Source organism: Pseudomonas sp. AC355 (assembly GCF_979258205.1).
The window spans coordinates 1,774,510-1,794,615 of the sequence record NZ_OZ409843.1; the positions used below are offsets into that span (position 1 = coordinate 1,774,510).

Here is a 20,106-nt window from a genome sequence, read left to right on the forward strand (position 1 = left end):
CCGGAGCGTCGCCAGGCACCAGCGCTCGCGGCCAACGGCACAGCTCAGGCTCGCTGCCGGAACGGCGCTAGAAACTGCTGGGCGCGGGCCGTTTGCGGGGCACTGAAGAAGGCTTCCGGCAAGCCGCTTTCAACGATGTGGCCGCCATCCATGAAGATGATTCGGCTGGCGACCTGCCGGGCGAACTCCATTTCATGGGTGACGATCACCATGGTCGCGCCCTCGGCGGCCAGATCGCGCATCACCTCCAACACCTCGCCGACCAGCATCGGGTCGAGGGCGCTGGTGGGTTCGTCGAACAACAGCACGTCCGGCTTCATGGCCAGCGCACGGGCAATGCCGACCCGCTGTTTCTGCCCGCCCGAGAGCCGCGACGGGAACATGTTGGCCTTGTCGGCAAGCCCGACTTTGGCGAGCAGCGCCATGGCTTCGTCATGCACCTCCTTGCGGTTGCGCTTCTGCACGTGCACCGGGGCTTCCATGATGTTGCCCAGTACGGTCAGGTGCGGCCACAGGGCGAAGTGCTGGAACACCATACCGATGCGCGAGCGCATCTGCGCCAGTTCGGCATCGCCGATCCGGGCGCCGCCCTTGTGCGCACCGAAACGCTTGGAATTGAGACGGATGCTGCCGGCGTCCGGCGTCTCCAGCCAGTTGATACAGCGCAACAGGGTCGACTTGCCACAGCCCGACGGCCCGAGCAGGCAAAGCACTTCGCCACGCTCCAAATCCAGGGACACATCCGCCAGTACGCGGTTGGCACCAAAGGACTTGGACACGCCCTGCACCTGCAGCACCTTGGTCGTTGCGGACGTATCCACGTTGTTCATAAGACTGCTCATGCGCGGCGCACCTCGGCGTAACGGGTAAATAGGTTGGTGAGCAATTCGATGGCCAGACAGATCACCCAGTACATCAACACCGCTGACAGAAAGCTGGCGAAGGGAATGAAGTAGGTCGACTGAATGGCGTTGATCGCCGCCGTCAGCTCGGTCACGGCGATAATTCCCAGAAAGGCGCTGTCCTTGACGATCTGGATCATCTGGTTGCCGATCATCGGTGTCGCGCGCAGCAGCACGGGCGGCATGATGATGCGCCGCAGCAAGCCGAAGCCGTGGAAGCCGAATGCCCTGCCCGCCTCGATGGTGTCGTGGGGCAGATCCTTCCAGGCGCCCTTGAGGATGATCGCCATGTAGGCGGTGTTGTAGATGATCAACGCGACGATGCCCGACACCCAGTTGCTCAGCTGGATACCCCCCGATGGCAGCCCGAAATAGATCAGGTACACCAGCAGCAGGAACGGCGTGCAGCGCATGCACTCGCAGTAGAACGAAGCGCTGCGGCCAATGAACACGCGGTTCGACATCAGCAGCGGCGTGAGCAGAATCCCCAGCAACAGCGAGACGCTGCCGGCGATCAGGATGAACACCAGGGTGTTCATGAAGCCTTCCAGAATGGACGGATAGTGCTGCCAGACTGTGATGAAATCGCTGAGGTTCATACGGCGGCCTCCTGACCCTGGACGTTGCGCTCCAGGCGACGCTGCAGCCTGACCAGCAGAAAGATGATCGCCACGTACAGGCACAGCCCGACCAGCAACGGCGGCAATGGGTCATAGGTTCTCGCTCCCACGCGCTGGGCTGCACGGGTAATCTCGACCATGCCGATCACCGCGATGGCCGGGCTGGACTTCACCAACATGGTCATCTCGTTGACCAGCCCAGGCAGGCTCGACTGCCAGACCTGGGGCAGCACAATGCGCATCACCCGCATGCGCCGGGGCATGCCGAAGGCCAGCGCCGCGTCGTACTGCTGGCGATCGAAGGCCAGCAAGGCCGCGCGCCATATCTCGCAGTTGAATGCAGCGGCGGTGACCGAAAGGGAAATCAGTGCGGCGAGCAGCGGGCTCAGCGAAATGCCGAACTGCGGCAGGCCGAAGTACACCAGCAGAATCAGGGTCACCGCAGGGCAGGATCTGATAATGCTGACGTAGACGAAAGCCAGTTGCCGGGCTACCGGGATCCGGGCCCAGCGCACCAGCGCCAGGCCCAGCCCCAGAGGAATGCCAATCACGATTCCTACCAGCGACACACCCACCGTGGCAAAGGCACCCTGCAGGATGCTCCAGTAGTCGTATGCATTCATGATGGCTTATCAGTTCACGTTAAGCGGCATGTTCTCGAAGCGCACGCCCAACCATTTTTCCTGCAGGCGATACATCTCACCGCTTTCACGGATTTTCAGCAGCGCGTTGTTGATCACCTCAAGTACGCCATCGTTGCCTTTCTTAACGGCCCAGGCTTTGTGGCCAGGCTCGCCGATCGGCTGCCCCAGTTCGAACACATCGCCACGCTCCTTGACCAGCGCACGCAAGGTCAGATCGGTATTGACCACCGCATCGATACGGCCTTGGGCCAGATCCTGATAAGCCTCGGGATAGCCGTGGTACTCCATGATTTTCTTCACGCCCTCGCCTTTACTGGCCTTGAGCTTGGCGTCGAACGCCTTGAGTTCGGCCAGGAAGGCACTACCGGTTTCAGCGCCGACCACCTTGCCGATCAGATCTTCGGCGGTCTTGATCGAGCTGCCCTTCTTAACCCCGTAGTAGGTCGCCGATTCAGCCGTTGGCGTGGTGTAGTCGAAGCTCTGCTTGCGTTCGGCGGTGACCATGACCGCAGACAGCGCCATGTCGAACTTGCCGCTGGTGACGCCAGAAAGAATCCCGGCCCAGGGCATGATCTGCTGACGCAGTTCCAGGCCGGTTTCCTTCTCTACCAGATCCTTGAGTTCGTTGTCGTAGCCGGTCGACTTGCCGTTCTCCATGAATTCGAAGGGACGGTAGTCATCTTCGGTGGCGACCACGACGTAGCCCCGAGCCTTCACCTCTTCAGCGGTCATGGCCTGGCTGATGGATACGGCGCCGATGGTGGTCGCCAGTGCCAGCGCGATAGCCGAAAGAGATTTACCAACGTGCCCCTTGGCAACAGCCGTGGAGCAAATAAGGTCGCGAATTGCTGACATGCTGACTTCCTTCTAGTTATTGACGTTGACATCAATGCGGGCACGCAAAACCACGGCCGGCGCAGCACAAGGGTCAAAGCAAGTGGCATGCCATTTATTTTTTACTCTTAATAATCAAATAGTTAATTAATTTTCAGGTTTTTTATAACTGGATCATGTGCATTGTTCGCCCCAACAGCGCTCGCGATATGGGTGGTATGCCACTTAAATGGGCGAGGCTTCATTCAGGCAAGTCCCCTGCCTGCAGTCACGTTCTGCTCGAGGCGAAGGCAGGCTTGCGCTCTGGCTGCGCATGAGCCCATTCGAGGGCGTATCACGCCTGCATCAAAACAAGGCACAAATAGGTGGCATACCCCACTTTAGTTCGTAAAGGGCAATTTAGATTCGCCGCCAGCACTCATAAAGAGTGGTATACCCCTCTATAAATAAATTAATAAAACTATATTTATCAATATCTTGAGATTTCCATAGAAATGGATATGGGGTAAATGGCACAGCCGTTGCACCCACTTGGGCATACCTCAACGCAGTGTTGGGTTCGCGACTAGTAGAAGGTGAAGAACAATGGCTGATGTAATCCTCAAAGGTGGTTACCTGATCGACCCCGCCCAGGGCTACGACGGGAATTTCGACATCGCCATCAGCAATGGTCGTATCAAGGCGATCACCGCGCCTGGCGCTGCCGGTGCGGCAACCACGGTGATCGATGTCAGCGGCAAGCTGGTTACGCCCGGCCTGATTGACACCCACGGCCACGTCTTCGAATACGTGACTGGCCGCTTCGGCCTGGATGCCGACCTCGCAGGCGTGCATTCGGGGGTGACCACCCTGATCGACCAGGGCGGCCCATCGTGCATGACGCTGCCGGCGTTCCGCGAGCATGTGGTCAAGGCCAAGAAAACCCGCGTATTCGCCTACCTGTCGGCCTACCTGGTCGGCGGCCTGGAGGGTCATTTCTACCCCAGCCTGTATACCCCGGAGTGCGTGGACGTCGACGCGACCGTACGCGCGGCGCTGGCCAATACCGACATCATCAAGGGCTTCAAGGCCCACGCCGAATTGGGCGGCTTCGAACGCTGGGGCAGCGATGTGATGGCGATGAGCGCGGAGATCTCCCGGCGCGCCGGCATGCCGCTGTACATTCACTTCGGCCAGCTGTGGCCAAGCCCAGGAGACCCGAGCCCGGTGCATCCCGACTCGATCCTCGCCGATGTGGTGCCGATGCTCAAAGCTGGCGATATCCTCGCCCACCCGTTCTCCCGTCATCCGGGCGGTGTGGTCAGCGCCGACGGCAAGCTGCACCCCTTCATGACCCTGGCCAGGGACATGGGGCTGAAGGTGGATGTCGGTCACGGCTCGCACTTCAGCTTCCAGTGCGCGCGCATCGTTCTCGATGGCGGCGTGATTCCCGACACCCTCGGTGCCGACATGCACGGCTACAACACCCTGGTACCCGCGCCGCCGGGCACACCGAAAGAGCACTCGGATACCGAGCACATGTTCTTCGGCAAACAGCGCTTCTCCATGGCCTCGGCGATGACCAGCATGCTGGCCCTGGGCTTGCCCATCAACCACGTGGTGGCCATGGCCACCTGCAACCCGGTGGAGGTGTTCGGCCTGCCGAAAGACCTCGGCACCCTGGCCATCGGCAACCCGGCCGACATCAGCGTGCTCAACGATGAGCGTGGGCGCTTCCAGTTGAAGGACAACGAAGGCACCGCCGCCTACAGCGACCGCCTGCTGACACCGGCGTTCTGCCTGAAAGACGGTGAACGCTTCGACGCCGTCGCCTCGATCCTGCCGCCCTATTCCAGCTTTGCGGCCTGAGTGAACACAGGGATCGCTCGCAAGCGCAGAGCTGGCGTAGACCCCAATCCTGTTGGAGCGTCGCCCCAACGCGAAGCGATAGCGGTCACACCGCACCATCTGCGTCGGCGCATATTCGCCCCGGGGTCGGGGCTCCTACAGCATGGAGGTGATTGCAGACCTCACCCTGTAGGAGTGTCGCCCCGGCGCGAAGCGATAGCGGCCATACCGCATGATCCGTGTCGGCGCATATTCGCCCCGAGGTCGGGACTCCTACAACATGGAGGTGATTGCAGACATCAGCCTGTAGGAGCGTCGCCCCGGCGCGAAGCGATAGCGGCCACACCGCACCATCTGCGTCGGCGCATATTCGCCCCGGGGTCGGGGCTCCTACATGGCGACTGGCGATAATGCGCTGGGGTCGCATGAATCACCTGTTATCTTTCATCGCTCACTGTCAGGAACATGCCCATGAAGCTTGCCAACGGAATGATCACCGATGATCCGATCCGCCTTGCCGCCACCGGTTCGGGCCCGCTCGACGGTCTGAGCTTCGCAGTCAAGGATGTCATGGCAATCGCCGGCCACCGCACCGGCTGCGGTCACCCGCTGTGGCGTGATAGCCACTCGCCTGCGCAAACCACTTCACCGCTGATCGACCAACTGCTGGCCGCGGGCGCCACGCTGACGGGCAAGACTCACACCGACGAGCTGACCTACAGCCTGGCCGGCAGCAACGTCCACTACGGCACACCCCCCAACCCCACCGTGCCAGGTGCGACGGCGGGTGGTTCGTCGAGCGGGTCGGCATCGGTGGTGGCCGCAGGCCTGGTGGATTTCGCCATGGGCAGCGATACCGGTGGCTCGATCCGTATTCCAGCCAGCTACTGCGGCATTTACGGGCTGCGCCCCAGCCACGGTGCACTCGACTACGCACATTGCGCGCAACTGGCACGCAGCTTCGACTGCCTGGGCTGGTTCGCCCGCGATGGCGAAACCCTGGAACGGGTCGGCAAGGTGCTGTTGCCCACGAGTGAACCTCGCCTACGCCGTGTGCTGCTGGTCAACAACGTGCGTGAGGAGGCTGGCGAAGCGGTGCTGGCGCAATTCAACAGCTGGCTGACCCTGTCGCGCCTGCCGCTGCCCTGTGATGGTTGGCAGGCACTGCCGTCGCTGGCCGACTTCGCCAACGATTTCCGCACCTTGCAGGCCTTCGAAGCCTGGCAGGAATACGGCAACTGGATCAGCCAGCACCAGCCGCAGTTCGGCCCAGGGGTGAAAGAGCGCTTCGCCAATGCCAGCCGCGTCAGTGTGGCGGATGCTACCGCTGCGCAGAAACGCCTCGGCATATTGCGTGCAGAGCTGGATGCCCTGCTCGGCGATGACGGCGTGCTGTGCTTGCCCACTGCACCCAGCCCGGCGATCGCCCTGACGGCCAGCGACGAGCAGGTCGAGCAGATTCGCCTGGCGACCCAGCGGATGACCGCCATCGCCGGCGTCGGCGGGTTACCCCAGGTGTCCGTGCCGCTGTTGCAGACCGCTGACGGCCCGGTGGGCGTTTCGCTGATCGGCCCGCGTGGCAGTGACCGTGCGCTGCTTGCCCTGGCACGTCAGTTGAGCTGACACCGCGATCAGCTATCCGCTTTCGCAGGCTGTAGCCGCAACGGGGCGCTTTTGACCTCGTTGCTGGCCTCCACCAGGCGGATCAATTGAAGCATGAACAGGTCGCGCTCTTCGGCCGGCAGCGCCTCCAGCGTACGGTCATGGGCGCGCTGCACGGCATCGTTCATTTTGGTCACCAGCGTTTTGCCCTTGCGGGTCAACTTCACCAGCTTGACGCGCTTGTCCTTCTCGCTCTGCCGGCGCAACAGCAAGCCACGCGCCTCGAGACGGGGAATCACCTCGGCAACGCTGGTGCGCTCGAGGCCGATGGCCTGGGCAATGGTGTTCTGATCCAACTCGCCCAATATGCCCAACGAACTGAGCAGGCTGTATTGCACCGGCGTAATGTCTTGGCCTCGGGTTTCCTCCTGGAACAGGCTGCAATGCACCTGGTGCAGACGGCGTATCAAAAAACCAGGTCGACCCAACAGGCTCGAGCGACTGACGGCCTCATCGACCATGGCTTTTACTTCTTGGTTGTCCATATTGCGCTCCGTAGCTCCCAGCTACTCACTGATGATTGAACAGTTGCGTCGCTACGCTCGCACAGCTCACCGCTATCGGCAGCGCCATCCACGTCGCCACTCGAATCGCCGACGACATCGCCAGCCGATGATATCCCCAGCACGAATCATGCCTCCAGATAAGGAGGTTTCTTGTTCGCATTCGCGTCGCCAGGCTAGCACACCCGCCCACATAAGTGGCATACCACTCAAATTGCGCACATTTATATGGCAGCCCGCCACTCCCCGCTGCCACTACGGGGCATGCAGGAAAGTCGGCTCATTAGGCCACGCCTGGGTTGCAGCCGCATAGAAAAAACGTGGCATACCTCTTGCTTTTCATTGGCCATTGGAAACATTCGCGCACTGCGACTTTTCATCCCAGCGCTTTGCCGGCCTGGAATCCTTATGTGCAGGAACGGAGTTCGACCCATGAATTGCAAAGAGCATCTCAACAACCTGGACGCCCCGCTGGCACCCGCCCTGCTCAATGACTGGCACGTGGTGGCCAGCAGCGAGGAAGTGGTAGAGGGCACGCTGTATCCGTCCACCCTGTTCGACCGTGATCTGGTGATCTGGCGGGACTCCAAGGGCCAGGCCTATGTCTGGGAAGACCTGTGCATTCATCGCGGCGCGCGCCTGTCCAAAGGCTTCATCGCATCCGACAAGGTGATCTGCCCGTACCACGGCTGGAACTACGACGGCAGCGCGCAGTGCACGCTGATTCCGGCATCGCCCAACGAAACGCCGATGAAAAAGGCCAAGGCCATCGCCCACCATGTGAAGGAGGCCTACGGTTTCATCTGGACCTGCCTGGGTGAGCCGGCACAGGATATCGCCGCCTTTCCCGAATGGCTCGACGACAGCTACAAGAAAGTCGTCTGCGGGCCGTACGAGTTCAAGTCCGGTTATCGCGCGCTGGAGAACTTCATCGACCCGACGCATTTCCCCTTCGTGCATGCCGGCGTCAACGGTCTGATGGACGCACCGGACCCCATCGGCCAGTACCAGGTGTGGGAAGAGGATGGCGTGCTGGCCACCTCGGAAGTCCAGGTCACCCAGCCCTATGGCGACCCGCGCCAGGTGCCTGTCATCGCCTACTACGCCTACAAGTGCCTGCGCCCGGGCGTGGCCTACTTCAAAAAGCGCCTGATCATCTCCGATCCGTTGCGCGCCCACGAGGGTAACGAGAACGACCGTTTTTGCACCTTCTTCACCATGCAGCAGGTCAGCGAGACGCGCAGCATCGTGCGCATCTGCTGCGCCATGAACTTCGACCCGATGCCCAGCGATGAAGACGTACGCCGCCGTCAGGATCTGGTCTACGCCCAGGACAGCGCGATCGTTGACACCCAGCGCCCCGAACGCATCCCCACCGACCTGCGCCAGGAGCTGCACCACAGCACCGACCTGCTCGGCATGAAGTACCGATCCTGGCTGCGCGGCATGGGTATCAACTATGGCACCGTCTGAAACGCTCGCGCCGACGTTCCGCCTCACGGCCATGCGCTACGGGGCACGGGACATCGTGCTCTACGAATTCCAGCCACTGGACGGCCTGGCTCTAGCGCCAGTACAGGCCGGCGCCCACCTGGACATCGTGCTGCCCAACGAGCAGATCCGCTCGTACTCGCTGCTCACCCCGCTGTGCGATGCCGAGCGCTATGTGGTGGCGGTCAAGCGCGACGCCAACGGCCTGGGCGGCTCGCGCTGGCTACACGACCAGGCGCGGGTCGGGCAGACCTTCGTCCTGCAGCCACCACGCAACCACTTCGCGCTCGCCGATGGCGATGCTTCGGTGCTGCTGCTTGCCGGTGGTATCGGCATTACCCCGCTGTTCTCGATGCTCGCGGAACTGCGCAGTGCCGGCCGCAGGGTGCATCTGCACTACTGGAGCAGGTCTGCCGAGCAGACGCTGTTCCACAACGCACTGGAGCGCAGCGATGACGTGACCCTGCATTTCTCCGGCACTGCGGGGCGCAAGTCCCTTGCCAATATCCTCGCTGCTGTCGATCCACGCACCGAGATCTATTGCTGCGGCCCGCTGCGCATGCTCGCCGACCTCGAGACGCTGAGCGCCGCCCATGGACTGGAGCACGTGCGCGTGGAGCGCTTCCAGGGCGCCAGCCCACCGGCCACAGCTAGCGAAACCTTCACCGTGGTGCTCGCGCGTTCGGGCACCGAAGTGCAGGTCTGCAAGGGCGAAACCATCCTCGGCGCGCTGCTCGAGGCCGGTGCCGATGTCATGTACTCCTGCGAGCAAGGCATCTGCGGTGCCTGCGAAGTGAAGGTCGTGGAAGGCGATCCGCTGCACGCGGACTCGGTGTACTCCGCCGAGGAACATGCTCAGCGCGGCAGCATGATGATCTGCTGCTCCAGCAGTAACAGCGCCCGGCTGGTGCTGGATATCTAGAAACTCCAACGAGCGAGCGTGCCCCATGACCGATCTGGCAGCCTCCGATCTCCAGCCTGCGCTGGAAAAGCTGTATGCCGTACGCCCCGTCTGGCAACGGGTGGTCAGCGCCGCCGAGGCCATCGGCCTGGCCGACAGAACCCTGCTGCACGCCGGGCCGCCCTTTCGTCTCGGTGAGCAACCGAGCGCGCCGGTCTTGTCATCCGCAGTGCTCTGCTGCCTGCACGAGGGCTGGGCCGACAGCGAGGCTGCAGCGCAATACCTGATCACCAGCGGTGAAGTGCGCCTCGAATCGGCACAGGATTTCAATGTGGTGACGCCACTGGCCGCGGTGATTTCACCGACTACCATGCTGGTCGAGGTGGTCGATGCCGCCGGGATCAACCCGCGCCCCTGCTGGTCGATCCTGGGCAGTGGCCGGGGGCCACAGATCCGTTTCGGCACGCGCCAGCAGGCGGTAATAGAACGTCTGGCCTGGCGCGATGGCGAGCTTGCCCGGGCATTGCAGAGCGCCCTGGCCGCCGGCCCCATCGATCTGCTTCCGCTAGCAGTCATCGGGCTGCAGCGCGGTGACGACCTGCACAGCGTCACCAGCGGTGCCAGCCGGGCACTGCAGGAACGCTTGCTGCCGCTACTGGAAGGTGCAGACGAGGTCGAGCGGATGCTCGATGAAACACCGCTGTTCTTCCTGACGCTGTGGATGGCCGCCTGCCATTTGCTGCTCGACACGCTGTGCGATGAGCCCACGGCACGATCGCTGCTGGTGGGGCTGGCCGGCAACGGTATCGAGGTCGGCATCAGGCTAGCTGGCGACCCCACTCGTTGGCGCACGGCCGCAGCCCACACGCCACAAGGGCCGCGCCTGAAAGTGGGTGAAGAGCCGATCAGCCCGATGCTCGGCGACAGCGGCGTGATCGATGCCGCCGGCTTCGGTGCCCAGGCCTGGCACCACGCCACCGGTGTCGCCGCCGATATGGCCGGCTGGCTGCCGGGGCGCCCGGCTGGCGCACCGCACTGGCAGGTAGGCCAGCACCCGCTGTTCGCCCCCTTCGGCCTGGGAGCCGCTATCGACATCGAGCGGATCGACCCTCGCGCACGCTTGCCGAACGTGGCTATCGCCATGCTCGATGCCCGGGGCGAGGCCGGCCTGCTCGGGCGCGGCGTATGCCAGACACCGGCACGCCTGTACGGGTCGCCTGCAGCCGATGAGCCGGAGTTGAACGATCCTCTGGTACTCGCCCAGGTCAGCGCGGCCTTCGAACGTTACGAACAGGCATTGGTCAGCAACGACATCGCCACACTGGACGAGCTGTTCTGGCAGAGCCCGCAAACGGTTCGCTACGGCGCCACGGAAAACCTCTACGGCAGCGCCGCGATCCGCGCGTTTCGTGATGGCCGGCCGGCGGCCGGGCTGTCGCGGCGAATCATCGAGCGCTCGATAACCAGCTTCGGCAACGACAGTGCCGTCACTCATATCGCTTTCAGCCGTGCGGGCAATCCCCGTACCGGCCGCCAGACTCAGACCTGGATTCGCATCGCAGGCGCCTGGCGGATCGTGTCCGCCCATGTCAGCAACATGGATTAGCGCCTCTATCGGCTGAAACCTTTGCTTGAAATTTGCCGATACAAGGTGCGAGACGCTCAAGTAACGTAGTCGACCGCGCAGGCATTTCAGAGAAGACCATGGACTCGATTACCCAAGCCGTACTCGGCGCCAGCATTCAGGGCGCTCTGCTGGGGCGTTGGCAAGGGCGCAAGGCGCTGCTGTACGGCGCCGTGCTGGGCACCTTGCCGGATCTGGATGTGGTCATCGACTATGGCGACTCGGTGGCGGCGATGACCTACCACCGGGGCTTCAGCCATTCGCTGTTCGTGCTCACTGGTTTTGCCCTGCTGCTGACATGGCTGCTACGACAGTGGCGACCACACCCTGGTTATTCGGCGCAGCGGCTGTTCCTGGCAATCTGGCTGGTACTGATCACCCATCCGCTGCTCGATGCCTTCACCAGTTACGGCACGCAACTGCTCTGGCCGCTGACACCAACGCCCGCGGCCTGGTCGAGCATCTTCATCATCGATCCGATCTACAGCCTGCCGCTGCTTGGCGCGGTGATCTATGGGCTGATCAGCGGCCTGAAAGATCGGGCCAACCCGGTGGTGAATTGGGCGCTGGCGTTTTCTACCGTTTACCTGGCCTCGACCCTGGGCGGCAAATACATGGCCGAACACCGGGTGGAGCAAGAGCTGGCCCGTCAGGGCATCGAGGCCAAAGCCATCTTCAGCTCGCCGACGCCGTTCAATACGCTGCTGTGGCGAGTCATCGTGATCGAGGGTGAGGACTACCACGAAGCGCTGGTGGGCTGGTTCGACAGTGCGCCACCGGTATTGGAACGAATGCCTCGCGGTGCCTCGCTCGGGAAGGCGCTGGATGATTCGCCGTCTCACCAACGGCTGCAATGGTTCACGGATGACATACTGCGCTACGACAGGCTCGGCGACCACCTGGTGGTGACCGATATTCGCCTGGGCATGACCGGCTTCCACCCGTTCCGCTTCGATTTCGCCCATTGGCAGGACAACGCCTGGCAGGTGCAGCCTTATATCAATCGTTGGCCGGCAGAACGGGGTGACATGCAGCGCCTTGCCCTGCTCTGGCAGCGCATCTGGCAACCTTCGACGCCCGTGCCACTGGCGCTCTGGGCCAGCGAGCTGAGCCAGTACCCGCAGGGCGAGCGCTCACCCGCCGATACCGATCTGGCCCCAGGCCGCAAAGCCGCCAGCTCCGCAAACGACAAGAAAGACCCGGCGCTATAAACCGTAGCCTGGGTTGAGCGCAGCGATACCCGGGAAACCCTCTCCCAGGTATCACGGGCTCAGATTCGGAACTGCCGCACCAGGCCCTGCAGCTCGACGCCAAGACGGGCCAGTTCGGCACTCGATGCAGCGGTTTGTTGGCTGGCGCTGGCACTCTGCTCGCCGATGTCACGTACTCGCGTAACGCTCTCGCTGATGGTTTCCGCCACCGCGCTCTGCTCTTCCGCCGCCGCGGCGATCTGCTGGTTCATCTGCTCGATGGTACTCACCGCCTGGGTGATGCGGCCAAGTGCCTCCCCTGCCTCGCCTGCCAGGCTCACGGTTCGTTGAGTCAACGCCCGGCTGCCTTCCATCTGGGTCGCGGCGCCACCGGCCAGACGCTGCAGATTGGCGATCAGGTTTTCGATTTCCTGGGTCGAGTCATGGGTGCGTCGCGCCAGGGCTCGCACTTCATCGGCCACCACGGCGAAACCGCGCCCTTGGTCGCCAGCGCGGGCGGCCTCGATGGCGGCGTTGAGCGCCAGCAGGTTGGTCTGCTCGGCAACCGCGCGGATCACCTCGAGCACGCTGCCGATACGACCGCTTTCCTGATTCAGCTCCTGCATGGCTTCGGCCGACTGCTCGACCTCCTGGGCCAGCTTGCCGATCTGGCTGATCGCCTGCTGCACCACCTGATTGCCCTGCTGAGCTTCACGATCCGCATCTGCAGCGGCCAGCGATGCCTGCTCGGCGTTCTGCGCGACTTCCTGCACGGTGGCGGCCATCTGGTGCATGGCGGTAGCAGTCTGCTCGGTTTCGACCTTCTGGTTCTGCACGCCGGCGCTGGTCTGAGCGGTGATCGCCGAGAGCTGCTCGGCTGCCGCGGCGATCTGCCCAACACCGCCGCCAATCCGCCCGACCAGATCGCGCAGGCTACGGGTCATGCCCTGCATGGCTTCGAGCAGTTGACCGAGTTCATCGTGGCGATTAAGCGGCAAATCCTGACTGAGGTCACCGCCGGCGATACGCTGGGCGAAGGCCACCGTCTGGCGCAGCGGCGCGACGATGGAACGGCTGATACTCAGCGCCGCGAACAGGCCGATCAACACGGCCGCGCCGCCCATGCTGCCAAGCAGCAACATGGCGCTACGGCTGTCATCGGTCATGCTCTGCTCTTCGACGTTCTTGGCCTGCTCGGCCAGCGCCAGCACCTGGTCGGCTTGCTGGAGCATGGCTGCATCAGTGGCTTTGCTTTGTTCGTAGAGCGCCTGGAAATTGGTGAACGCCTGCTGATAAGTACTGAGCGCCACCAGAGCAGCCTCGATCGCGCGCTTCTGATCGTCATTGAGCCACACCATCAGGCCGCTGGCTGAAGATTGCAGGTCGTAACTGACGAAGTTCCAGTCTTCCAGCGCAGCCGGCGAACCATCAATGATGAACTGGCTTTCGTGGCCGCGCAGTTCGAGCATGCGCTTGCTGAGGTTGGAGGCGGTTTCCGCCAGGGTCAGTGGGTCGCTGCCCCGCAGTTGGTCGCCACCCAGACGTAACTCACGCACGGCATCGTACATACCCAGTTCGATCATCTCGAACTGGCTGCGCGCTTCCTGGGCCGCTTCGCCCATCTGGGTACGGGCCTCGCTGGCGCGAGCCTGCTGCTGCACGCTGGCATCGAACTGCTGCAGGTAATCAGCAGTGGCGGTATCCATGGCCTGCAGGCGCTCGCGTTCGGCGGGGGTGGCACTGGCGATCTGCTCGGCCAGGCCGGCACGCACCTTGGCGAGCTGCTCACGCATACGCTGCGCATCGGCTTCGCTGTGGCTGATGGCGTAGTCGCGCTCCATACGCCGCGCACCGAGTATCTGCGCGTCGATGGTCGACAGCCCGAGGGACTGAGCGTGCCCCTGCATCACCGCCTGCACGGCGACGAAACCACTGCCGGTCACGGCAACGGTCAGCAACAGCACCAGGCCAAAGCCCATCAGAAGTTTCTTGCCTACGGAAAGGTCGACGAACAGTCGAGTGGCAGAATGCAACATCTAAGCGGCTCCATTTATTTTTATAAATTGCAGTGCTCGAGCGCCGTTACTTCGACGCTACTCATGGCTTCAGAAAGGTAATCGGCCACGCGGCGCAAAGCCTTAACAAAAAGGCAGCGCCATTAAGTTGCCACTATACCTTCAGGTTCACTGAGAGGTTTGCTGTAGCGCAACAAAAGGTTGCAGCACGGCAACAGATGGCACAAATGACACCCGCAGCGTTGTGCTGCGGGTGTCGCAGATGGCGGCCCCGTTGGTTACCGAGCGAGCCGACGCTGGCGCAGCTGGAAGCAGCCCCAGATGAACAGCAACCAGAACGGAATGGCGAACACCGACATGCGAATGCCCGGAATGAATAGCATCACACCAAGGATGAACAGCACGAACGCCAGGCACAGGTAGTTGGCGAAGGGAAACCAGAAGGCCTTGAACGACGGCTCGACGCCCTTGGCCTGCATGGCCTTGCGGAATTTGATGTGGGCCAGACTGATCATCGCCCAGTTGATCACCAGCGCGGCGACCACCAGGGACATCAGCAGCTCCAGTGCGCTCTTCGGTACCAGGTAGTTGACCACCACGCAGATCAGCGTGAAGGCTGCCGAGAAGAAGATCGCCAGTACCGGCACACCGCGCTTGTCGACCTTGAGCAGCGATTTGGGCGCATTGCCCTGCTCTGCCAGGCCATAGAGCATGCGGCTGTTGCAGTACACGCCGCTGTTGTAGACCGACAGCGCCGCGGTGAGCACCACGAAGTTGAGGATGTGCGCGGCGGTGTCGCTACCGATCAGCGAGAAGATCTGCACGAAGGGGCTGCTGCCGTAGGAGTCGCCACCGGCGGTGAGGGTCGCCACCAGATCGTCCCAGGGATGCAGCGACAGCAGTACGGTCAGCGCGCCGATGTAGAAGATCAGGATGCGATAGACCACCTGGTTGATCGCCTTGGGGATCACCGTTTTCGGCTGATCGGCTTCGGCCGCGGTGATGCCCACCAGCTCCAGGCCGCCGAAGGAGAACATGATGATGGCCATCATCATCACCAGCCCCGAGATACCGTTGGGGAAGAAACCACCGTGGCTCCACAGGTTACTGACCGATGCCTGCTCGCCGCCTGCGCCGCTGAACAGCAGGTAGCAACCGAGCAGGATCATGCCGATGATCGCCACCACCTTGATGATCGAGAACCAGAACTCGGCCTCGCCGAACACTCGCACATTGGTCAGGTTGATGGCATTGATGGCGACGAAGAACACCGCCGCAGTGGCCCAGGTCGGCACGTCTGGCCACCAGTACTGCACGTACTTGCCCACTGCAGTGAGCTCGGCCATGCCGACCAGCACGTAGAGCACCCAGTAGTTCCAGCCCGACAGGAAGCCCGCGAACGGCCCCCAGTAGGCGTGGGCGAAGTGGCTGAAGGAGCCGGCCACGGGCTCTTCGACGATCATTTCGCCGAGCTGGCGCATGATCAGGAAGGCGATGAAACCGCCAATCGCATAGCCAAGGATCATCGATGGTTCGGCCGACGCCATGACCCCGGCCGAGCCGAGGAACAGGCCGGTGCCGATGGCGCCACCCAGGGCGATCAATTGAATATGACGGTTCTTCAGGCCCCGCTTGAGCTGGCCTGTCTGGAGCATTTCGCTTGGCATCTGTCACCTGTGGGTGATCGACCGTGACGGGATCGAACCCGCTCGGCTCGTGGCCTGGCGGAATGGCTTGGTTTTCTCGTCGATCACTGCGCGTCGGGCTGGGCATCCGGTGCGGCTTGCTGGAATGCCTCGAGGGCCTCACAGCGTGCGGTCAGAGCGAGGATGCGAGGATACGCATCGAGGTCACAGTCGAAACGGCGCGCATTGTACACCTGTGGAACCAAACAGGCTTCCAGATAGCCGGGCCGCTTGCCCAGGGAAAATGTTTCACCGTACGCCACCAGGCCCTGCTCCACGGCAGCTAGGCCCTGAGCCACCCAGTGCCGGTACCAGACGTTTTTTTCCTCCTCGGAGACGCCCAACTCACGCTCGAGATACTGCAGCACCCGCAGGTTATCGAGCGGATGCACCTCGCAGGCGATGTGCAGCGCCAGCGCCCTGACCGCCGCGCGCTGGGCCGGGTCACCAGGCAGGATCGCCGGCACCGGAAAGATCTCGTCGAGGTATTCGAGAATCGCCAGGGACTGGGCGATCCGCACGCCACCGTTCTCCTCATCCACCAGCAGCGGCACCAGGCCCTGGGGGTTCAGCGCCCGGTAGGCATCGCCGTGCTGCTCACCACCGTCGCGAACCAGATGCACCGGCACGTGCCGGTAAGCGAGGCCCTTCAGGTTGAGTGCAATACGCACCCGGTAAGCGGCGCTGGAGCGCCAGTAGCCGTATAGCGTCAGCATGCCGGGCTCCTTAACATGACCTGGGGGAGCGGCCTTAGCCGCGATCAATCTTGAACGTGCCATCGCCATCGCGGCTAAAGCCGCTCCCACGCATCAGGAGCGTCGTAGCACTTCACTAGATCGATGCGCACCCGTTGCGTCGACCCTAAGTCAGGGTGCGGGCTACCTTCGAAACACCACCTCGTGGGAGCGGCTTCAGCCGCGATCAGCCTTGAAGGCGCCGATAGCATCGCGGTTCAGTAAACTTCGTAGCGTTCTACCACTTGGTCGATGGCGCCAAAGATACTAGCCCCGGCGGCGTCGAACATCTCGATGCGCACCCGGTCACCGAACTTGAGAAACGGGGTTTTCGCCTCGCCGTGTTCGAGCACTTCCAGCATGCGTTTCTCGGCCAGGCAGCTGGAGCCGGCACTGCGGTCGTAATTGGAGACGGTGCCCGAGCCGATGATGGTGCCGCTGCCCAGGGGGCGGGTACGCGCGGCGTGGGCAATCAGCGTAGGAAAGTCGAAGGTCATGTCGGTGCCGGCATCAGGCTGGCCGAACAGCTGGTCGTTGATGTGCGACACCAGCGGCCGATGTACCCGCCCCTCGCGCCAGCTCTCGCCCAGCTCGTCCGGGGTGACCGCCACCGGTGAGAAACTCGACGATGGCTTGCTCTGGTAGAAGCCGAAGCCCTTGGCCAGCTCGCCGGGAATCAGGTTGCGCAGCGACACGTCGTTGACCAGCAGCAGCAACTGTACATGCCCGAGTGCCTGGGCAGGCGTGACACCCATCGGTACGTCGTCAGTGATCACCGCCAGTTCGGCTTCCAGATCGATACCCCAGGCTTCGTCACCCAGGCGGATCGGCGCGTGGGGCGGGATGAAGGCATCCGAACCGCCCTGGTACATCAGCGGCTCGTGCCAGAACGACTCGGGCATCTCGGCACCACGGGCCTTGCGCACCAGCTCGACATGATTGACGTAGGCACTGCCATCGGCCCAGTGATAGGCGCGCGGCAGCGGGCTGTGGCAATCGCGCTGGTCGAAGTCGAACGCGGCGGCCTCCAGGCCATCATTGAGACGCTGGTAGACCGCCTCCAGCTGTGCCCGCACGCTCGCCCATTGATCCAGGGCGGCCTGCAGCGTGTGGGTGATCTGCGGCACGCGAACGGCACGTGACAGATCGCGGGAGACGACCACCAGCACGCCATCACGGCCCTGGTTCAGTGATGCCAGTTTCATCAGGACTCCTTGCCCGGCGCACGCCAGGAATTCACGTACTCGGCAACGTCCACCGCAGCGGCGGCGTCAGCCACCTCCAGGGCACGACGCGTGTCGATCATCACCGCCACCTCATCGGTGAAGGTGGCTGGGTCGGTCTGCGCCTTCTTCAGGGCCTTGGGGTGCGGGCCATGGGGGAAGCCACAGGGATGCAGGGTGACCATCCCCGCTTCGATATTGTCACGGCTGAAGAAATTGCCGCGGTGATAGAACAGCACTTCGTCGTAGTCATCGTTGTTGTGGAAGAACGGCACCTTGAGCGCGCCAGGGTCGGACTCCACCGGCCGTGGTGTGAAGGTGCAGACCACGAAACCATTGGCCACGAAGGTGGTGTGTACCGACGGTGGCAGGTGGTAGCGATGGCTCGCCAGCGGCCGGATATCCCGCCAGTTGAGGCGCACCACGGTGTTGTCGCCGTGCCAGCCCACCACATCCAGCGGGTTGTAGGGGTAGGTCACGGTGCTGATCTGGTTGCGCCGCTTGATGCGGATCTGCCAGCTGCGTTCGTCCTGCTGGGCCCTGAAGGCATCATCGATATGTGGGTAATCGAGCACCGCCGGATCGAAGATCGCCTGAGGCCCGAGCAGCCCCTTGTCGGGAACCTGATAGGCGCCATCGGTGTTTTCGATCAGCAGGAAATGGCTGGGCGCTGTCGGCTCGATGCGCCAGGCGGTGCCACGGGGAATCACCAGATAATCGCCATCGCGATACTCCAGGTGCCCGAAATCACAGTAGAAGTGCCCTGCGCCGTCATGCACGAACAGCAGTTCGTCGCCATCGCTGTTGCGCACCAGGTGGTTCATGGCGCCGGCGGTCTTCCACACGCGCAAGCGAATGTCGGCGTTATGCAGGGTCAGCGGCGCCTGCAGCGGACAGTCGTGCTCGCTGGCAATCCGGTTGAAGTCGAAGGCATGGGGCCGCAGCGGGCCCTGCCAGTCGACCCAGCCGGTGGGCGGATGCTTGTGATGCAGATGGGTCACAGGGCCGAAGAAACCCTCGCGGCCCATCTCCCGCTCGTAGGTCTCGCTCGGCAAGTCACAGTGAGCCTGGCGCGAGTGCTCGCCTTCACGCAGGGGAAAGCTGATCCATTTGCGGCTCATGGCTTCACTCCTCGCTGATCACACCACGACGCAACTGATCCTCTTCGATGGATTCGAACAGGGCCTTGAAATTGCCCTCGCCGAAGCCCTGATTGCCCTTGCGCTGGATGATCTCGAAGAAGATCGGACCGATCACCGTATTGGTGAAGATCTGCAGCAGAATGCCGTCGTCACCTGGCGCACCGTCGATCAGCAGGCTTAGGTCACGCAGCACGTCCAGCGGCTCGCCATGCCCGGCCACGCGCTGGTCGACCTTCTCGTAATAGGTGTCCGGCGTGCTCATGAACGCCACGCCGTTGGCCTGCAGCTTGCGCACGGTGGCGTAGATGTCGTCGGTGGACAGCGCGATATGCTGGATACCCTCACCGTGGTACTCGCGGATGAATTCCTCGATCTGCGACTTGTCGTCCGCCGACTCGTTGATGGGAATGCGGATCTTGCCGCAGGGCGCGGTCATGGCCCGGGAAACCAGGCCGGTGAGCTTGCCTTCGATATCGAAATAGCGGATCTCGCGAAACCCGGCGATGCGCTCGTAGAAGCTGAACCAGACGTCCATCTGCCCGCGCTTCACGTTGTGGGTGAGGTGGTCGATCATCTGCAGGCCGACGGCGTTGTCGTCCGGGCCGCGACCTTCGATGAACTCGAAGTCCACGTCGTAGATGCTTTGTTCGCCGTAACGATCAACCAGATACAGCAGCGAGCCGCCGATACCCTCGACGCAAGGAATATTCAACTCACCGAAGTTGGCGTGGCTACCGACCAGCGTAGCGCCCTGCTCCTTCACGTAGGCGGCAGCCTGGGCGGCGTTGCGAACCCGGAAGGCCATGGCACAGGCGCTCGGCCCGTGCTTCTCGGCAAAGGCGTGCACATGGCCAGTCGGGCTGCCATTGAGAACGAAATTGACGCCGTGCTGCTGGAACAGCCACACCTGCTTGCTGCGGTGCTTGGCCGTTTCGGTGAAGCCCATGGCGGTGAATAGCTGGCGCAGTTGCTCGATGCCTTCAGGCGTAGGGGCGGTGAATTCGACGAACTCGAAACCGTCGGTTCCGATGGGGTTGTGCTGTTCGATTCTGGACACGGCGTTCATGGGTTGTCCTCGTTGTCGTTATGGCTTCATGACAGTCGAGGCG

At 62.7% G+C, this 20,106-nt stretch carries 17 protein-coding genes and 1 pseudogene; 6 read left to right on the forward strand and 12 right to left on the reverse strand.

Going from position 1 to position 20,106, the window contains the following annotated elements; all coding sequences use genetic code 11:
* Positions 1 to 44 precede the first annotated feature (44 nt).
* From ACZ0AI_RS08400 to ACZ0AI_RS08415, 4 genes are read right to left on the reverse strand one after another with little or no spacing between them, the layout of a single operon-like run.
* Positions 45 to 842, reverse strand: a complete 798-nt coding sequence (locus ACZ0AI_RS08400; RefSeq protein WP_463565341.1) for an amino acid ABC transporter ATP-binding protein — start codon at positions 840 to 842, stop codon at positions 45 to 47.
* The gene (locus ACZ0AI_RS08405; protein WP_225833283.1) at positions 839 to 1,501 is read right to left on the reverse strand and encodes an amino acid ABC transporter permease; all 663 of its coding nucleotides are present in this window, start codon (positions 1,499 to 1,501) and stop codon (positions 839 to 841) included. The genes ACZ0AI_RS08400 and ACZ0AI_RS08405 overlap by 4 nt, the downstream gene beginning before the upstream one ends.
* Complete coding sequence (locus ACZ0AI_RS08410; RefSeq protein WP_225833285.1) at positions 1,498 to 2,145, reverse strand: amino acid ABC transporter permease; 648 nt, start codon at positions 2,143 to 2,145, stop codon at positions 1,498 to 1,500. Before ACZ0AI_RS08410 ends, ACZ0AI_RS08405 begins: the two co-directional genes overlap by 4 nt.
* A gap of 9 nt (positions 2,146 to 2,154) precedes the next feature.
* A complete protein-coding gene (locus ACZ0AI_RS08415; protein WP_225833287.1) occupies positions 2,155 to 3,021 on the reverse strand; it encodes a transporter substrate-binding domain-containing protein in 867 nt (288 codons plus the stop codon).
* Between the two features lie 564 nt (positions 3,022 to 3,585).
* Between ACZ0AI_RS08415 and ACZ0AI_RS08420 the strand changes: the two genes are divergently transcribed.
* Both ACZ0AI_RS08420 and ACZ0AI_RS08425 read left to right on the forward strand, forming a co-directional pair.
* Entirely contained in the window at positions 3,586 to 4,848 is a 1,263-nt protein-coding gene (locus ACZ0AI_RS08420) for an amidohydrolase/deacetylase family metallohydrolase (RefSeq protein ID WP_463565342.1), read from the forward strand.
* Positions 4,849 to 5,298: 450 nt separating this feature from the next.
* Positions 5,299 to 6,450, forward strand: a complete 1,152-nt coding sequence (locus ACZ0AI_RS08425) for an amidase (RefSeq protein ID WP_463565343.1) — start codon at positions 5,299 to 5,301, stop codon at positions 6,448 to 6,450.
* Between the two features lie 8 nt (positions 6,451 to 6,458).
* On the opposite strand, the gene ACZ0AI_RS08430 is transcribed toward ACZ0AI_RS08425, so the two are convergent.
* On the reverse strand, positions 6,459 to 6,974 hold the full coding sequence (locus tag ACZ0AI_RS08430; RefSeq protein WP_463565344.1) for a MarR family winged helix-turn-helix transcriptional regulator: 516 nt from the start codon (positions 6,972 to 6,974) through the stop codon (positions 6,459 to 6,461).
* Positions 6,975 to 7,424: 450 nt separating this feature from the next.
* On the opposite strand from ACZ0AI_RS08430, the gene ACZ0AI_RS08435 reads away from it, so the two are divergent.
* The 4 genes from ACZ0AI_RS08435 to ACZ0AI_RS08450 all read left to right on the forward strand — a co-directional run bounded on the left by ACZ0AI_RS08435 (position 7,425) and on the right by ACZ0AI_RS08450 (position 12,219).
* Positions 7,425 to 8,465, forward strand: a complete 1,041-nt coding sequence (locus ACZ0AI_RS08435) for a Rieske 2Fe-2S domain-containing protein (RefSeq protein ID WP_463569981.1) — start codon at positions 7,425 to 7,427, stop codon at positions 8,463 to 8,465.
* Positions 8,452 to 9,405, forward strand: coding sequence for a PDR/VanB family oxidoreductase (locus ACZ0AI_RS08440; RefSeq protein ID WP_463565347.1), 954 nt, complete (start codon positions 8,452 to 8,454; stop codon positions 9,403 to 9,405). Before ACZ0AI_RS08435 ends, ACZ0AI_RS08440 begins: the two co-directional genes overlap by 14 nt.
* Before the next feature lie 25 nt (positions 9,406 to 9,430).
* A complete protein-coding gene (gene hpxZ, locus ACZ0AI_RS08445; protein WP_463565348.1) occupies positions 9,431 to 10,990 on the forward strand; it encodes an oxalurate catabolism protein HpxZ in 1,560 nt (519 codons plus the stop codon).
* A 98-nt stretch (positions 10,991 to 11,088) separates the two neighbouring features.
* Positions 11,089 to 12,219, forward strand: coding sequence for a metal-dependent hydrolase (locus ACZ0AI_RS08450; RefSeq protein WP_463565349.1), 1,131 nt, complete (start codon positions 11,089 to 11,091; stop codon positions 12,217 to 12,219).
* A gap of 59 nt (positions 12,220 to 12,278) precedes the next feature.
* Here the strand turns inward: ACZ0AI_RS08450 and ACZ0AI_RS08455 are convergent, their stop codons facing one another.
* The 7 genes and pseudogenes from ACZ0AI_RS08455 to hppD all read right to left on the reverse strand — a co-directional run bounded on the left by ACZ0AI_RS08455 (position 12,279) and on the right by hppD (position 20,063).
* Positions 12,279 to 13,151 carry a methyl-accepting chemotaxis protein gene (locus tag ACZ0AI_RS08455; RefSeq protein ID WP_463566076.1) on the reverse strand — a complete coding sequence of 291 codons (873 nt, stop codon included), beginning with the start codon at positions 13,149 to 13,151 and terminating at the stop codon, positions 12,279 to 12,281.
* A pseudogene (locus ACZ0AI_RS08460) lies at positions 13,134 to 14,234 on the reverse strand (HAMP domain-containing protein); the annotation flags it as partial. The pseudogene ACZ0AI_RS08460 and the gene ACZ0AI_RS08455, both read right to left, overlap by 18 nt.
* Before the next feature lie 257 nt (positions 14,235 to 14,491).
* Positions 14,492 to 15,880 (reverse strand): amino acid permease, encoded by a 1,389-nt coding sequence (locus tag ACZ0AI_RS08465; protein WP_463565350.1) that lies wholly within the window; start codon positions 15,878 to 15,880, stop codon positions 14,492 to 14,494.
* An 83-nt stretch (positions 15,881 to 15,963) separates the two neighbouring features.
* Entirely contained in the window at positions 15,964 to 16,614 is a 651-nt protein-coding gene (gene maiA / locus ACZ0AI_RS08470; protein ID WP_463565351.1) for a maleylacetoacetate isomerase, read from the reverse strand.
* Positions 16,615 to 16,850: 236 nt separating this feature from the next.
* A complete protein-coding gene (locus tag ACZ0AI_RS08475; RefSeq protein ID WP_463565352.1) occupies positions 16,851 to 17,837 on the reverse strand; it encodes a fumarylacetoacetate hydrolase family protein in 987 nt (328 codons plus the stop codon).
* Positions 17,837 to 18,976 carry a homogentisate 1,2-dioxygenase gene (locus tag ACZ0AI_RS08480; RefSeq protein ID WP_463565353.1) on the reverse strand — a complete coding sequence of 380 codons (1,140 nt, stop codon included), beginning with the start codon at positions 18,974 to 18,976 and terminating at the stop codon, positions 17,837 to 17,839. Before ACZ0AI_RS08480 ends, ACZ0AI_RS08475 begins: the two co-directional genes overlap by 1 nt.
* 4 nt (positions 18,977 to 18,980) lie before the next feature.
* Positions 18,981 to 20,063 (reverse strand): 4-hydroxyphenylpyruvate dioxygenase, encoded by a 1,083-nt coding sequence (gene hppD, locus ACZ0AI_RS08485; protein WP_463565354.1) that lies wholly within the window; start codon positions 20,061 to 20,063, stop codon positions 18,981 to 18,983.
* Positions 20,064 to 20,106: the final 43 nt, after the last annotated feature.